The sequence below is a fragment of the Micromonospora sp. NBS 11-29 genome (assembly GCF_002140155.1).
In the GTDB taxonomy this organism is placed as follows: domain Bacteria; phylum Actinomycetota; class Actinomycetes; order Mycobacteriales; family Micromonosporaceae; genus Micromonospora.
Genome location: NZ_NAPR01000022.1, coordinates 125,527 through 141,734 on the forward strand (window position 1 = coordinate 125,527; position 16,208 = coordinate 141,734).

Here is a 16,208-nt window from a genome sequence, read left to right on the forward strand (position 1 = left end):
CGACCGGTCGACCATCACCGAACGCGTCAGCTCGTCCGTCGTCAACGGTTCACCCAGACGGTCGCGGGTGACCACGACCGTCCGGAGAACCGCCCACTCGCCGTAGTCGCTCACCGGTGCGACGGCGACGCGACCCGCCGGTCGTGCTGCCTCACCGCAGCCCCGCCTCGTACGACAGGCGCTCGACAAGCTCGTCCACGTCCACCTGCAACCCCCGCGAGATGAACCAGGACGCCACGTTGCGGACGTCCCGGGCGAGGAACTCCACGCCCCGGGGGTTGGCGATCAGGTCGACGATCTGCGGCATGTCGATGACCACCAGGCGGTCGCCGTGCACCAGCGTGTTGTACGCCGAGAGGTCACCGTGGGCCACCTGGGCCCGGGCCATCACGCTGAGCGCGTCGGTCATCTGCCGCCACAGGTCCACGAGCCCGTCCGGGTCGGGGCGTGCCTGCGCCAGCCGCGGCGCGGCCTCGCCGGTCTCCCAGTCGCCGATGAACTCCAGCATCAGCTCGGTGCCGATGAGCTGCACCGGATAGGGCACCGAGATCGTGCCGCTCTCCTGGCCCACCTGCCAGAGCCGGGACAGCGCGCCGAACTCGGCCGCCGCCCACTCGCCGGCGATGAGCTCCTTGCCGAAGTTCGAGCGGTTGGCCATCGCCCGCATCTCGCGGGACCGGCGCACCCGGCGCCCGTCGAGGTAACCCGCGTCGCGGTGGAAGAGCCGGTGGTCGCCGTCGCGGTACCGCTTGGCCGCGAGCATGCTGATCTGATCGGTGCCGGGGATCTCGCGCCGGACCAGGAAGACGTCGGCTTCCTTGCCGGTCTTCAGGATGCCCAGCTCGGTGTCGACCGCGCGGTATTCGGTGCGCACCCAATCGGGGCGCGGCAGCGGGCCCTGGACGGCGCCGTCCCAGGTCGACCAGCGGTCACCGGTCTCGGGAAGGTCAGGCGCCTCGCTCAGGGCACGCCTGGGCCGTTCCCACTTTACGTAGTTGGAAGCGTCGTCGACGGCCTCGTGGGGGCCACGGCGTACGCCCCGCGGACGGTGAGGTTTGCGCTCCACTCGAGCGTCTCCTTGGAGAAGAAGGTTCCTTGAACCCGGACATGACGACGGACACGAACGTCCATGGTTTGCAAACCTCCTCATCTCGACAAGAAGCCTCGGACTCGAACGACGTCCACTCTTCCAGACCTCACCCCGCCGCCGCAACCGACTTGGCCTCCAGCCCCGGGCNCAGCTCCCGGCTGGCCGTCAGCGCCAGGTGTCGGTGGCGGTGCGGGTGCCGCCGGCCGGGGTGGTGAAGCTCCGGTTCGCGCCGGACTCCCAGCTCACCGTGCCGTCCGGGTTCTTCTTCACGTACTTGTACTCGATCGCGGTGTTCGGCGGCAGGTCGACCGTGGCCCGCCAGACCGGATAGGTGGCCGAGGAGAGCGCGACCGCGTTCGCCGGGTTCCACCCGCCCAGCGCCGCGACGTTGCCGACCAGGAAGACGTTCTGGCCGTAGGTGGTGGTCGCGGTGACCGCGAACGTCGAGGCGACCGCCGTCGAGACGGTGTCGCCGCGGAACGTCTCGCTCACCGCGTACGTGCCGGCGGCCGGCGTGGTGAAGCTCCGGTTCGCGCCGGACTCCCAGGTGACCGCGCCGGCTGCGGTGATCTTGACGAACTTGTACTCCACCGTGGTCGACCGGGGCAGGTCGACGGTCGCGCGGTAGGCGCCACCGCCCTGCGCGATCAGCTTGACGCCGTTGGCCGGCGTCCACGAGCCCAGCCCGGGCACGCTGCCGACGACGTACACGCCCTGGCCCGCGGCCGTGGTCGCGGCGACGGTGAACGTGGTGGCGACCCGGTCGGTGGGGCTGCCGGTCGGGCCGGCCGTCGGAGACGCGGTCGGCGATGCGGTGGGCGATGCGGTCGGCGACGCGGTGGGCGACGGGCTCGCGCCGGGGCGGGCACCGACGTGGAGCGCGACCGCGCCGTGGGCCGGGACGGTCACGGTGGCCCGGCCGCCGGCGACGGTCACCGTGCCGCCGGTGCAGCCGCCACCGGTGGCGCCACCGGTGATGACGTCGCAGTAGCGGCCGTCGGCGAGCCCGGTGGTGAACGTGGCGGTGGTGGCCGCGCCGGAGTCGTTGATGCCGATCCAGGCCCGGTCACCCCGGTGGAAGCCGATCACGTTGCTGTTCACGGCGGTGAAGTCCGCGACGGTTTTCACCGGTCGGGCCGCGTTGGCCCAGCCGACCATGCCCTTGACGCCGGTGCTCCGGGACAGGCAGTTCCAGGCCGCGCCGCAGACCGTGTCGGTGACCCGGCCGGTCCCGTCGCTCGGCGGGGACTGGTTGCGGTTGGACCAGGTGAAGCTGTCGTAGACCGACGGCTTGCCGTGCGGGTAGGCCAGCGCGAAGTAGGTGGCGAGCACGTAGTCGGCGCCGTCCTTGTAGGACAGCACGACACCGTCGCGCTCCAGGTCGTGGTTGGTCACCATGGCGAAGACGTTGGCGCTCGGGGCGTCGAGGTTCCAGCTCGCGACGTTCGCCAGCGTCGAGACGCTGCCCTGGAACGCCGAGCGGATGCCCTTGGCGTACGCGAAGTCGAGCACGTCACCGTTGCCGACGTACGCCCGGGCCTGCAACGCCGGGTTGCCGGCGCCGTCGAAGATCTCCTGGGCGACGTACGGTCGCCTGCCCTCGGCGACGGTGTTGTTCAGCTTGCCGAGGATCGCCGCGAAGTCGTCCTTGCGGACGTGCTTGACCGCGTCCACCCGGAAGCCGTCGACGCCGAGGCCGATCAGGTCGTTGAGATACCCGGCGATCCTGTTCCGCACGGCCTCCTTCTCCGTGTAGAGGTCGGAGAGGGAGAGCAGTTCGCAGCTGGTGACCTGGGCCTCGTTGTTCCAGTCGGTGATGCCGCCGGTGGTCGGGCAGTTGTCGCCGGGGCGGTGGAAGTCCCCGCTGCCGTAGGGCACCGCCGGGTAGTCGTAGCCGGAGAACGTGGTGCCGGCGTACCCACGGGTGCCGGCCGGGTTGTTGGTTCCGGCCATGTGGTTGACCACCGCGTCGACGTAGACCCGCACGCCGGCGGCGTGACAGGCGGTGACCATGGCGGCGAACTGCTGCCGGTTGCCGAACCGGCTGTCCAGCTTGTACGACACCGGCTGGTACACCTCGTACCAGGGGTGGGCGCCGTCGGCGCTGGTGGGCAGGCTGACCGACTCCTGCGGCGGCGCCACCTGCACCGCGCCGTACCCGGCGGGGCCGAGATGGTCGGTGCAGGCGGCGGCGACCGAGGTCCAGTTCCATTCCCAGAGGTTCGCCGTCACCTCGCTGTCGTTGAGCACGGCGGCGGCGCGGGCGGGGGTGGCGGTGGTGGTGGCAGCGGTGACGGCCGCCGCGCCGCCGGATGCGACCAGCGCGGCGGCGAGCAACAGGCGGGCGGCGCGGCCACCGGGGTGTGGCCTGACGGATTCCATGGCAGGGGAACCTCTTCCGACTTCGGGAAAGGGTGCGTGGGGGTGGACGGCCGTCCGGGTAGCGAACACGATGCGGGATGCATGAAAGTCTTTGCAAGACCTTGCGGCAAACTTTTCGCAACCCGCCGGCAACACGGCTGCATCCCTCGCCGAATGACCTGCGAAGATGTCTTCGTGGCCGCCCGAACCTGGTCACCCGTCAAACGGGACACCTTGACGCATCGGCATCCGGCTCGTAACTTCCGAGCAAGACTTCCAACGGTTGCACCAGTCATTTCACCGCTGGCCGCGCCCGTCAGTCACGTACGGTGACGGTGAGGCTGCGGCCACCCGGTGACCGGCGTCGGGTCCGGCCGACGCGACCGGAGGGGGAGGCGCCGTGCGAGGTCCGGGCGGCTTCGGCGTCCGCCGCTACGCCGTGGCCGGCGCGCCGCTGCTCTGCGACGCGCGGGACCACGGGCTGACCGGCGACGGCACGACCAACGACCAGCCGGCCCTGGCCACGCTCGTGGACCGGCTCGGCGACGCCTACGCGGCGGACGGCCGGGTACGGGTGATCTACTGCCCGCCCGGGGTCTACTCGATCCGCGATGCCGGCACCGCCTGGCGCAGCGGGGTGTCGCTGATGGGCGCCGGGCCAGGGGCGACCCGCTTCGTGCTGAGCAACGAGGGCAACCGGGCCCAACCGGTCCCGCTGGCCTTCCACACCGTCCAGCTGCACGGGGCGAGCCCGGAGCGCAGCCTGGCCTACTGCACGTTCACCGACTTCGAGATCGACGGCTCCGGCGTCGCGTCCGCCGAGTACAACCCGCTGGCCAAGGGGCTGGGGTTGCAGTACGTGACCGGAGGGCTGTTCCGCAATCTGTTCATCCACCACACCGCCGCCACCGGCTTCGGCTGCGACTTCCTCCAGGACACCCTGATCGAGACCGTCCGGGCCCTGGAGTGCGGCCGGATGGACAACGGGCTGGAGAAGGGCGGCGCCGGCATCGGCATCGGCATCGGCGGTTGGGGGTCGGTCGAGCGGCTGACGGTCGCCAACTGCGTCGCCGTCGGCAACGCGACCAACGGCATCTTCGTGGAGATGCAGCACGCCGACCGACCGCAACCGCGGGGAATCCGGATCATCGGCTGCCACGCCGAGGCGAACCGGTTCGGCATCTCCGACTGGGGCGCCAACGGGCTCATCGTGACCGCCTGCACCATGGTCGGCAACCTGGAGGCCGGCTTCCAGGTGTCGGCGAAGGGCACCACCGGCGTTCCGGGTCGGGGCGGCCTGCTCACCGACTGCCTCATCGACGGCAACCTGCGTGACGGGGTGAACATCGGCAACACCCAGGGCTCCTACACCGTGCGGGGCAACCGGATCACCGGCAACGGCCGCTACGGCTACCACCATGAGCACCTCGGCGACGACGACGGCGCGGTCGCCGGGGAGATCGTCATCGAGAGCAACGAGATCTGGGGCAACAGCCTCGACGGGATCCGGTTCGACCGCCCGCTGCGGGACGCCGTCATCATCAACAACCGGCTGCGCAACAACGGCCGGCAGTGCGCACCGGCCACCACCGGTGGTGGGGAGTCGGTCCGCTACACCGAGAACACCCTGGTCGACCAGCACGCCGGCTGGCCGGAGGACGGCCACCGGGGCAAGGTCGTCCGGGTCGGCGGACGCTTCGCCGTGGTCGCCAGCAACGACGAGACCACGCTCGTCCTGGCCCCCAACCGCCCGGGCATCGACAGCTCCTGGAGCGCCGACATGCCGTCACCGGGAACGCCCTACGAGCTGCCGGCGGCGCCGGCCGACCGGGCCGGCCTCACCCTGAACGCCACCTGCGACTCGGTCACCATCCGGGGCAACCTGATCCGGGACAGCGGCTCCGGCACCCAGACCGCCGGCATCTGGATCACCGAGCGCGGCAGTTGCCTGAACTGCCGGGTGGTGGAGAACGACCTCGACGGCAACGAGGTCGGGATCCGCACCGACACCCCCGCCCTGGGTGGGCACTGGGAACGCAACCACGGCAACCAATGAGACACCAGCGGCGCCCCGGGCGGGCCGGTCCGGGGCGCGACGACCGGTCCGAGCCGGAGGTGACGGGGTTCGTCCTGGCCCTGCTCGCCGGCATGGTGATCACCCTGATGACCCGCATGCAGCACGCCACCGAGAGCCTCGGCGTACGCCTCGTGCCGGCGCTGCTGCTCGGCGCGCTGCTCACCGGCGGCCAACTCTTCCACAGCATCCTGGACTCGATCATGATGTTCGCGGCGCTGACCAGCGGTCATGTGTCCTTCGGCTACCTCGACTGGCTCGGTGCCCTCGCCTGGTCCGTGCTGGGCAACCTGGTCGGCGGCGTCGGCCTGGTCACCGTCCTGCGGCTGGCCCGGGTGCCGCACGAACTCGCCGCGGCCCGGGCCGAGCAGCCCGNNNNCGCGCCCGGATGCCGCCTTCTCCCCGACCTGGTGTGGATCACGGCGGATGCTCGGCCCACCGAACGGACGAGCCCCGGTCGATCCGTGGTGGATCGGCCGGGGCTCGTCGATGTGCGGTCGATCAGGCCAGGTCGAACCGGTCCAGCTCCATCACCTTGGTCCACGCGGCGACGAAGTCGGTCACGAACTTCTCGCGCGCGTCCTCGCTGGCGTACACCTCGGCGAGGGCCCGCAGCTGGGAGTTGGAGCCGAAGATCAGGTCGACCGCGGTGGCGGTCCACTTCACCTGGTCGGTGGCGAGGTCCCGGATCTCGTAGACGTGCTCGTCGGACTCCGACGCCTTCCACCGGGTGCCCGGCGAGAGCAGGTTGGCGAAGAAGTCGTTGGTGAGCACGCCCGGCCGGTCGGTCAGCACGCCGTGCGACGCGCCACCGACGTTGTTGCCCAGCGCCCGCAGGCCGCCGACCAGGACGGTCATCTCCGGGGCGGTCAGGTTGAGCATGTACGCCCGGTCGATGAGCAGCACCTCCGGCTGGGTCTTCTCCCCCGGCCGCAGGTAGTTACGGAACCCGTCGGCACGCGGCTCCATGACCCGGAACGACTCGACATCGGTCTGCTCCTGCGTGGCGTCGGTGCGACCCGCCCGGAACGGCACGGTCACCTCGACACCGGCGTCCCGTGCGGCCTTCTCGACCGCAGCCGAGCCGGCCAGCACGATCAGGTCGGCGAGCGAGATCTGGGCGCCGCCGGCGGCGTTGAACTCCCGCTGGATGCCCTCCAACGTCGCCAGGACGGTGGCGAGCTGCTCGGGCTGGTTGACCTCCCAGTTGCGCTGCGGCTCCAGCCGGATCCGCGCGCCGTTGGCGCCACCGCGCTTGTCGGTGAAGCGGTAGCTCGCGGCCGAGGCCCAGGCGGTGGAGACGAGCTGGGCGGTGGAGAGGCCCGAGTCGAGCACCTTGGCCTTGAGGGCGGCGACGTCGGCGTCACCCACCAGCTCGTGCTCGACGGCCGGCACCGGGTCCTGCCAGAGCTGGGCCTCCGGCACCCACGGGCCGAGGAAGCGGCTGACCGGGCCCATGTCGCGGTGCAGCAGCTTGTACCACGCCTTGGCGAACGCCAGCGCGAACTCGTCCGGGTGCTCCAGGAAGCGGCGCGAGATCTTCTCGTACGCCGGGTCGACGCGCAGCGACAGGTCGGTCGTCAGCATCGTCGGCTTGTGCTTCTTCGACGGGTCGTGGGCGTCCGGGATGATCGCCTCGGCGTCCTTGGCCACCCACTGCTTGGCGCCACCGGGGCTGGTGGTCAGCTCCCACTCGTAGCCGAAGAGGATCTCGAAGAAGCGGTTGCTCCACTCGGTCGGCCGGTCGGTCCAGGTGACCTCCAGACCGCTGGTGATCGTGTCGCCGCCCTTGCCGCTGCCGTGGGTGCTCAGCCAGCCGAGGCCCTGCGCCTCCAGCGGGGCGCCCTCGGGCTCGGGGCCGACGTGGTTGTCGGCCACGCCGGCGCCGTGGGTCTTGCCGAACGTGTGGCCACCGGCGATGAGCGCGACGGTCTCCTCGTCGTTCATCGCCATCCGGCGGAAGGTCTCCCGGATGAAGTGCGCCGCCGCCAGCGGGTCGGCGCTGCCGCGCGGACCCTCCGGGTTGACGTAGATGAGGCCCATCTCGGTCGCGCCGACGCCGGCCGCCATCTCCTGCTCGGAGGTGTAGCGCTCGTCGCCGAGCCAGGTGTCCTCCGGACCCCAGAAGATCTCCTCGGGCTCCCAGACGTCCTGCCGGCCGAACCCGAAGCCGAAGGTCTTGAAGCCCATCGACTCCAGTGCGACATTGCCGGCCAGCACCAGCAGGTCGGCCCAGGAGATCTTCTGGCCGTACTTCTGCTTGACCGGCCAGAGCAGCCGGCGGGCCTTGTCCAGGTTGGCGTTGTCCGGCCAGCTGTTGAGCGGGGCGAAGCGCTGGCCGCCGTCGCCGGCGCCGCCGCGGCCGTCCTCGATCCGGTACGTGCCGGCCGCGTGCCAGCTCATCCGGATCATCAGGCCGCCGTAGTGGCCGAAGTCGGCCGGCCACCAGTCCTGCGAGGTGGTGAGCACACCGACGATGTCGCGCTTGAGCGCCTCGACGTCGAGCGTGGCGAACTCCCGGGCGTAGCTGAAGTCCGGGCCCAGCGGGTTGCCCTTGTCCGAGTGGGCGTGCAGCACCGACAGGTCGAGCTGGTTCGGCCACCAGTCGCGGTTGGTGCGCGGGCGTCCGCCGGTCTTCGGGGTCGGCGAGTCGATCGCCGGGTTCTCGCTCTCGCTGCCGTGCGCGGTCACCGAGTCGTGCGCGACCGGGCAGCCGGCCGCCTCCTTGGCGTCCACGCCCTGGGCGCTGGCGGGCGCGTTGTCCTGGGTGTCGCTCATCTGATTCCTTCCGAACTGGCGTTCACTGGGCGGTGCGATCGGTCGCGCAGTCGGGGCAGGTGCCCCAGTAGACGACCTCCGCCTCGTCGACCACGAAGCCGCGGTCGTCGGAGGCGGTGAGACAGGGGGCGTGACCGACGGCGCACTCGACGTCGGCGATCGCGCCGCACGAGCGGCACACGACGTGGTGGTGGTTGTCCCCCACCCGCGACTCGTAGCGGGCGGTGGCGCCGGCCGGCTGGATGCGGCGCACCAGGCCGGCGTCGGTCAGCGCCCGGAGCACGTCGTAGACCGCCTGGTGGGAGACCGTGGGCTGGTCCGCGCGGACCAGCGCGATCACGGTGTCGGTGTCGACGTGGGGATGGTCCCGCAGCGCGGCGAGCACCGCCAGCCGGGGCCGGGTCACGCGCAACGAGACCGCCCGGAGCTGGGTCTCGAAGTCGGGCGTCACCCGTCGAAGATAGTCCAGTCTTCTGGAATCAATCAAGTTTTTGCCGGGGTGTGTCGGCCGGCACACGCGGACGGTGGGGGCGCCGCGTCGCGGCGCCCCCACCCGGAGCAGGTCGGCTCAGCTGGCCGAGCAGCTCGCCGTCGGCGTGTTGTTGTTGCCGTTCTTGTAGAGCGTGATGCCGAAGTTGTTGCCGTTGCCGTTGGGGCGTGCGGTCAGCGTGCCGCTGGTGCCGCTGACGGAGGCGTTCCAGCTGTTCTGGAGGGTCTGCCCGCCCTGGGTCTGGATGTTGACGGTCCAGTTGCTGCTGCCGCTGACCGAGAACGTCACGTTGAACCGGTCGCTCCAGTCCTCGGCTCGACTGACGTTGACCGTGCAGCCGCCGTTGTTCGGCGGCGGGGTGGTCGGGTTGGTGCCGCCGGAGCCACCGACGGTGATGTTGGAGTTGCCGCTGCTCTGGTAGCCCTCGGTGGCCAGGATCTGGTAGTCGTGGTTGCCCAGGTTCATGCCGTAGCGGGACCACGCGCTGAAGTGGTTCCCGGCGGTGATCGTGCCGCCGACCCGCTTCGACTGCCGGACGCTCCAGTACTGGTAGAACGTCTTGTTGTCGCCCTCGATCGACGGCGCGTTGACCCGCTGGGTGCGGTAGATGTCGTACGTGCCGCCGTCCGAGCTGACCGAGCCCATGTAGCCGCTGCCCGGCGGGCGCCAACTGCCCCAGCTGTCGACGATGTAGTACTCGACCAGGGGATTGTGGGTCCAGCCGTACAACGTGAGGTAGGCGTTGCCGGACGGGTTGAAGCTGCCGGAGTAGGTGACCGTGCGGGCCGTGCCGGGGTTCCAGCCCTTGCCGGCGACGAAGTTGTTGATGCCGCTCCACTGGGTGCTGTACTGGCCGCCGTTCCCCATCGTCATGGAGACGTTGCCACTGTCCTTCCAGAAGGAGAAGAAGTAGCCGTTGTGGGTGCCGGTCTGGTTCGAGGTGACGGTCTGGTCGGCGTAGGCCGGACCCGACAGGACCGCCGTCGTGCCGGCGGCGACGAGCGCCACGGCGCAGGCGCCGCCGAGGAGCATCCTGAGGCGTCCGCGCCTGCGGCCGCCCGAGCGGACGGGGGCGTCGTTCATGGGCGTGTTCCCTCCCTGGTGGTGGCGGGCGCGCGGCCGACGGGTGGCAGCGCCACCGTCGACCGACGACATCGATCGCCATCGAGGCAGTTCGATGGCCACAGTATTGAAGTCACCGTTCATGGTGTCAACAATTTCCGGAAACATCATGGAAACAGGTGGCGGGCGCGCTGAGCCCGTCGGGATCACATCACCGCTGTTGAGCGACCAGGCGAAGCGCTTCGACAACCGGGGGCAAGGACCAACCGCCCACGCTCCGCCGGTATCATCGAAAGCTCGGCGGCGAAACTTCCGGAAACGTTACGACGCTTCGGGCGACGGCGGGTCGGTGGACGTGCTCGTCCCGCCGACCGTGTACCGGGCGAACAGGCCGCGCACCTGAAAGGGATAGCTCTCCAACGCGATGACGGGCATCCCGCCCTGCGCCTCGACCGCCTCCGGCCCCGACTCCCAGGCCATCAGCGTCAGCGTGAGCGGGTCGCCGACGACCTTCCCGTCGTCGCGCATCCGCCGGGTCTCCTCGGCCAGGTGGCAGAAGTACCGGGCGTGGGCGTGGATCGAGTCCTCGGGATCGAACGCCGAGGCCTCGCCGCTGTCGTCGTCGTCCTCGCCGAAACGGTCGAACACGTCGGGCGTCAACTGGGAGAGCCCCCGGCGGCCCTGCGGGCCCTCCCGGTCCGCGTCGAAGTCCGACGCGTACTCGATCTGCGCGGCGAGAATCACGGGGGTGAGCAGGTCGCAGGTGCGGGCGGCGGCCCGGATCGGCGCGACCAGGTCGTGGTCGGGCACGGCGTCCCCGTCGAACCGGCCGCGGCCGTCACCGCCGGCGAGTTCGACCAGGACGCTGCCGCCGGCGCCCGGACCGAGGGTGCTGGCCGGGTCCGGGGAGTACGACGTCATCTGCGAGCCGCTGAGCACGATGACGACCACCAGCACGATCAGGGCCAGCGCCGCCATCGCGGCCAGCGGGACCATCCCGACCACCGAGATGAGCAGCCAGGTGAGCTGCGTCGTGCCGAACCGGGTGAGGGACTGCTGCGCCTCGCGCGCCACCCGCGCCTTACCCATGGCCGTCACCCCGCCCGCCGCTGCCAGGCCGCCGCGGCCCGCTCGCTGATGGCGCGCACCTCGGCCCGGGCCGCCGCGCCGATCGGCCCCGCGTTCGGCTCCCGGTACCAGGGCCGCAACCGGATCACCGCGGGCCGCACGCCGGTCGCCAGCAGCAGGGCCGTCCCCTTCGGCAGGGCCCGGATCCGGTCCGCCGGCAGGACCTGCTCCTGCCGGTACGACACCGAGCGGGTGGAGCCGTCGCGGGAGTGCGACCAGCTCGGGGTGCGCACGTCGTGCTGGCCGACCAACCGGGCGATCTTGTCCACGAAGTCGGCGTCGTCCAGCCCGGCGCCCAGCAGCTTGACCGTGGCGGCGCTCCACAGCGCGTCCATCCCCGCCTCGCCCCAGACCCGTACCCCCTGGCGGTAGCTCTGCAGCAGCGTCACCACGCTGATGCCTCGCGAGCCGAGGTGGCTGTAGAGGTCGGGCAGGTCGGCGATGCGGCACACGTTGGCCGCCTCGTCCAGGATGGCGGTCATCGGCGGGTCGAGCCGGCCGCCGGTCCGCTCGGCGGCCACCACGGCGGCCCGGATCACCGCGTCCGCCAGCCCGGCGATCACCCCGGCGGCGGACCCGCCGCCGTCCTTGGAGAGCAGGTAGAGCGTGTCCCGGCTGAGCACGTGCTCGGCGGGGACGAACTCCGGGTACGCCGGGTCGGGGCTGACCCAGGCGAGGATCTCCGGGTCGAGCAGGCAGGCCACGCACTGCCGGGCGGTCTCGTAGATGCCGTCGCGAGTCTGGACCGCGCCGCGCACCGTGCCCTGGAGCTGGTCGGCCAGGGCGTCCATGTTGGCGTCGCGCAGCAGGTCGATCGGGGTACGGTCGCCCGGGTCGGCGAGCCAGCCCAGCATCTCCTCCACCGACGCGCCGCCGTGGGCGGCGGCGAGGAAGAGCGCGGTCAGCGTGTTCTGCGCCGCCGCGATCCAGAAGTCCCGCTTGGACGAGTCGTCGTTGACCGAGCTGACGAAGTGACCGGCGAGCCGCCGCGCGTCCTCGATGGTCCGGCAGCCGCCGAGCATGTCCCACCACATCGCCCGCTCGCTGTACGCGATGCCCTGCGGGTCGAACGTCCACACCCGGCCGGCCCGGGCCCGCTCCTGCCGGGTGACCGTGAAGACGTCCGACTTGTTCGAGGTCAGCAGCACCGCCCCCGGTGCGCGCAGCACCCGGGGGATGGCGATGCCGGTGGACTTGCCGGCACGCGGCGCCATCAGGTCGAGTTCCACGTCCTCGTACGAGGAGCGCAACTCCGGGCCGGCGGGCGCGAGGTCGCCGAGCAGGTTGCCGGTGTCGTCGGGACGCAGGCGGGCGACGTCCTTCAGCGAGGGGCGCAGTTCCCGGGCCCGCGCCTCGGCCGCCTTGCCCGTCATGGCCCGCAGGTCGTCGGCGCGGGCCAGGTTCCGCGATCCCCCCGCGCGACGGGCGACGGCGCGGATCGCGGCGATCACCGGCACGGCGGCGAGCGGGACGAGTGCGGCCGCGCCGCCGTACGCCAGAGCCGGCGGTGCGCCCGGCCAGACCTGCTCCGTGTCGCCGCCGAGCAGGCTCAGGTAGACCGCCACCGAGAAGGCGGGCGGCTGCCAGCCGTACCCGCCCAGGGCGGTGGCGAGCGTGCCGCCGAGCCACAGCAGGACGAAGGCGACGAGGTTGATCAGCGCGAGCACCGGGATCAGCCAGGCCAGGTAATCGCCGCCGCCCTCGCCGCGTCTCACCGGGCCCCCGTCACGGCCGCCGGGTCGCCGGCCGTGACGGCGCGCACCACCGCGGCCCGTTCGGCGAGCATCCGCTCCGCGTCGCCGTTGGCGATCCACCGGGTGTTCGTGTCGTGCAGGTGCCGCTCGGCGTCGGTGATCGCGACCCGGATCGGGATGCCGGGCCGGCCACCGACCTTGATCAGGAACCGGCCCCGGCCGGGCGGCTCCTCGTTGCCGCCGTCCTGGGCCCAGCCGGCCGGTGACGACCAGGACGACACCAGGTCGATCTCGCGCCGGGACAGCCCCACCACCCGGGCCAACTCCTCCATCTCGGCCCTCGGCAGGCCGGCGCAGGCGACCATGCCGGCGCGCTCGACGAAACCCCGCGCCTTGGCCTTGTCCGCCTCGCTGCCCAGCGCCTCGGCGTCCTTCAGGGTGTGGGTGATCTTCGCGTCGGCCAGGCCGAGTGAGCGGTTCAGACGGGTGAGCGCGTCGATCCGGTCGACGATGCCGGAGGCCGCCCGCAGCGGGCGCCACAGCTCGTCCAGCACGGTGAAGAACCAGCGCCGGGGTGCCAGTCCCGCGTCCGCCAACGCGTGCGAGGCGGACACCGTACCCAGACCGTCGGACCAGGCCGCGAGCATCGCGGCGGCGGTCAACTGGCCGTCCGCCTCGCCGATGCGGGAGATGTCGACGCAGACGGCGGTGGCGTCCGGATCGATCCGGGTGGCCGTCTCCGCCGCGAACGTGTCGCCGAGCGGGCCGTCCACGATGCCGAGCAGCGACCGGTGCAGCGGGTCGACGGCGTCGCGGTACCGGGACTCCTGACCCCGGTCCAGGGTGACCTGGCGTACCTGCGGCGGCCCCTCCTCCAGCACCGCCAACAGGTCCGGCAGCCGGCACGTCCGGCCCGGCGCGGTGCGCTCGCGCAGGTGGCGCAGGCAGGCGGAGAGCACCGACTGCTCGTGGTCGCTGATCGGCGCGCCGCGCACGATGGTGAGCAACGCGGCCACCATGTTCAGCACCCGGCCGTGGGACTCGGCGGCCAGGGCCGCACCGGCCTGCCCACCGATCCGCGCGGCGGCCGCGCCCATCGCGCCCGGGTCCAGCACGTTGAGCCCGCCGACGCCCCGGGCGATGGAGACGACCTGCCCGCCGAGCGCGCGGACGGTGTCCGCGTAGTCGGGCTTCAGGTCGCCGAGCACCAGCGGGACCACGCCCTGACCGGCCAGGCCGATCAGCATCCGGTTGATCAGGGTGGACTTGCCGAGGCCGGGCATGCCGAGCATGAACAGCGACGGGTTGGAGATGTAGCGCGCCCGGGTGAACCAGTTGAGCGGGTCGCCGCAGACGGTCGCGCCGGTGCTGATGTGCTGGCCGAGCGGGACCCCGGTCATCGGGGCGCCGGAGCCGGAGGCGAACGGCCAGAGCCCGCACGCCTGCACGGTGGTGGCCCGCCACATGGTCGGCGGGTCCAGCGTGGCCACCCGGCCACCGCCCACGCCGGGCGCGCCCCGGTGCGGCACCGCGGCGGCGTCGTCCTGCCGGGCCAGCCGCCGCCGGTACCGCTGCTCCGCCGCCTCCTCCGCGGCCCGCCGGCGGCGTGCCCGCCGCAACCCCCGCGGGGTCTGCTCACCGGTCTCGTCGGGTTCCCGGTCCTGCGCGTCGGCGGCCGGCACCACCAGGCCGGACATCGCGGTGACCGGGCCGGACGTCCGGCGGGGCCAACCCGCGCCGAGGTCCAGCACCCGGACGCCGTCCGTCCCGGTCGTCACAGCGCCTCCTGGAGGTCCTGCGGAACGATCGACTGCTCCCAGGGCAGGATGCCGACCGGCAGGGCGCAGGTGAACGCCGCGGCCTGCATCCGGTCCGCCGGTCGCATCGCGATCCGGGTCGCGCCGAGCAGGTTGCGCATCGTCACGTTCGCGTCGCGCACCTCGGCGGCCGAGTCGACGGTCACCGTCACCAGCATGGAGAACTCCACCAGGCCGGCGCCGGACGCCTCCTCCGCCGCGGTCTGCTCGGCCGCCTGGATCTCCGCGACCGCGCGCGCCCGGACCAGGCCCTTCGTCGAGTTCGCCATGAACTGGGCGGACCGGCGGTCCGACTCGACGATCCGGGCCGAGGTCGCCGGGTCGATCGGGCGGTAGACCAGTGCCACCCGCTTGCGGCGGATGCCGGCGGCCGGGTCGAGCAGGCTGCGCAGGATCCCCGAGCGGACCACGCCGCGCGGTGCCATGGTCAGCAGCCAACTCCGGGACACCCCGGAGTCGTGCTGGTACGAGGTGACCGTCTCCACCGCCGCGGCCGGCCCGGCGTCCTCCCACTCCAGCCCGGTGCGGCCGTGCCGGGCCCGCACGTCGAGCACCTCGGCCGCGGCGGCCGGGTCGTAGGCGACCCGTACGACCTCGGCGATCCGCTCCGCCGACAGCGGCTCCGCCGACCCCCCACCGGCGGAGACCAGCCCGTTGAGCACCCCCGGCAACCGCAACGCCAGGTCGGCGAGCATGGCGTCGTCGTCGCGACGGGCGCCACCCGGCGCCGAGTAGGTGAGCGCGAGGTACGTGTTCATCTCCGAGGACGCGTCCGGGTAGGTGCGCACCACCTCCTCCATCACCGCCCGGGCGGCGGGCGGCGCGTCCGGGGACAGCCGGCCCAGCACCTCGGTGGCGAGCCGGGTGCCGGGGTCCGGCGCGGTCTCCACCACCACCGACGCGCCGCGCAGCCCCGGCTCGTGGGCCAGCCGGGACAGCCACTCCCCCCACAGCGCCACCCAGGTGTCGACCTGGTCCGGGTCGACGAGTGAACCGCCGTCGGGCTCACAGCTCAGCACGATCGTGTACTGGTGCCGGTTGTGGTGGTGCAGCACGCCGAACGGCCGGTCGTACGGGTCGCGTCCCTCCAGCATGGTCACCCGGCTCAGCAGCCCCGGCGGGCGGAACCGCCCACCCGGCCGCCCCGAGAGCGGCCCGGAGACGTAGAGGTGCTGTCGTGCGGACCTGCGGCGCAGCCAGCCGACCCGGACGCCGGCGATCTGGAAGACGTTGCGGCCGTCCTGGGTGCGGATCGCCAGCGGCGCCAGCGTCAACGCGAACGGCAGCCCCACCACCAGGGCCGCGTCCAGCGAGACCATGGACGCGAGCAGGACCAGCACGAGACCGCCGAAGAGGCCGAAGGTCCCGATCAGGCCCAGCGAGCCGAGGCCGGCCTTGCGGGGGCGGCGCCAGTTGCCGTACGTGGGTGTCTTGATCTGGTCGATCGCGGTGCTCATGGTCGTCCTCCTGGGCCGGCCTAGTCTCGGTCGGATTCGGGCAGCGCGCCGCGCGCGATGCCGGCGGCATGACGGTGGGTGCCGACGACGGCGCCGGCACCCTTCTGGACGGTCCAGGCGGCGGCGCCGACAGCGCCGCTGACCACCCGGCCGGCCGTCGACACGGCGCGGCGCCCACCGCCACCGGCGGACCCGCCACCACCCGCCGCATCGCTGCCGGACGGAGGGCTGCTCGTGGGCGCCGGCTCGCTCGCCGG

Annotated in this window: 10 protein-coding genes and 2 pseudogenes; 2 read left to right on the top strand and 10 right to left on the bottom strand. The window is 72.2% G+C overall.

From position 1 onward, the window contains the following. Positions 1-151 precede the first annotated feature (151 nt). Together B1205_RS24245 and B1205_RS24250 are read right to left on the bottom strand one after the other, a co-directional pair. On the bottom strand, positions 152-1,066 hold the full coding sequence (locus B1205_RS24245) for a serine protein kinase RIO (protein WP_254910163.1): 915 nt from the start codon (positions 1,064-1,066) through the stop codon (positions 152-154). Positions 1,067-1,255: 189 nt separating this feature from the next. Further along, a complete protein-coding gene (locus B1205_RS24250) occupies positions 1,256-3,472 on the bottom strand; it encodes a carbohydrate-binding module family 20 domain-containing protein (RefSeq protein WP_089157711.1) in 2,217 nt (738 codons plus the stop codon). Between the two features lie 379 nt (positions 3,473-3,851). Between B1205_RS24250 and B1205_RS24255 the strand changes: the two genes are divergently transcribed. Then, entirely contained in the window at positions 3,852-5,507 is a 1,656-nt protein-coding gene (locus B1205_RS24255; RefSeq protein ID WP_089157712.1) for a right-handed parallel beta-helix repeat-containing protein, read from the top strand. Further along, a pseudogene (locus tag B1205_RS33155) lies at positions 5,504-5,836 on the top strand (formate/nitrite transporter family protein); the annotation flags it as partial. The gene B1205_RS24255 and the pseudogene B1205_RS33155, both read left to right, overlap by 4 nt. A 190-nt stretch (positions 5,837-6,026) precedes the next feature. Here B1205_RS33155 and katG read toward each other — a convergent pair. The 8 genes and pseudogenes from katG to B1205_RS32285 form a co-directional block, all read right to left on the bottom strand. After that, entirely contained in the window at positions 6,027-8,303 is a 2,277-nt protein-coding gene (katG, locus tag B1205_RS24265; RefSeq protein WP_089157713.1) for a catalase/peroxidase HPI, read from the bottom strand. A 22-nt stretch (positions 8,304-8,325) separates the two neighbouring features. Further along, positions 8,326-8,754 (bottom strand): Fur family transcriptional regulator, encoded by a 429-nt coding sequence (locus tag B1205_RS24270; protein ID WP_089157714.1) that lies wholly within the window; start codon positions 8,752-8,754, stop codon positions 8,326-8,328. A gap of 117 nt (positions 8,755-8,871) precedes the next feature. Next, positions 8,872-9,876 (bottom strand): glycoside hydrolase family 11 protein, encoded by a 1,005-nt coding sequence (locus B1205_RS24275; protein WP_089157715.1) that lies wholly within the window; start codon positions 9,874-9,876, stop codon positions 8,872-8,874. 300 nt (positions 9,877-10,176) lie between these two features. Next, on the bottom strand, positions 10,177-10,944 hold the full coding sequence (locus B1205_RS24280) for a transglycosylase SLT domain-containing protein (RefSeq protein WP_176308776.1): 768 nt from the start codon (positions 10,942-10,944) through the stop codon (positions 10,177-10,179). A gap of 5 nt (positions 10,945-10,949) precedes the next feature. Continuing rightward, positions 10,950-12,698 carry a type IV secretory system conjugative DNA transfer family protein gene (locus B1205_RS24285; RefSeq protein WP_089157716.1) on the bottom strand — a complete coding sequence of 583 codons (1,749 nt, stop codon included), beginning with the start codon at positions 12,696-12,698 and terminating at the stop codon, positions 10,950-10,952. After that, positions 12,695-14,455 carry an ATP/GTP-binding protein gene (locus B1205_RS24290; protein ID WP_089157717.1) on the bottom strand — a complete coding sequence of 587 codons (1,761 nt, stop codon included), beginning with the start codon at positions 14,453-14,455 and terminating at the stop codon, positions 12,695-12,697. Before B1205_RS24290 ends, B1205_RS24285 begins: the two co-directional genes overlap by 4 nt. Next, positions 14,452-15,951, bottom strand: a complete 1,500-nt coding sequence (locus B1205_RS24295; RefSeq protein WP_089157718.1) for an SCO6880 family protein — start codon at positions 15,949-15,951, stop codon at positions 14,452-14,454. The genes B1205_RS24290 and B1205_RS24295 overlap by 4 nt, the downstream gene beginning before the upstream one ends. A gap of 20 nt (positions 15,952-15,971) precedes the next feature. Beyond that, positions 15,972-16,208, bottom strand: a pseudogene (locus B1205_RS32285) (hypothetical protein); the annotation flags it as partial.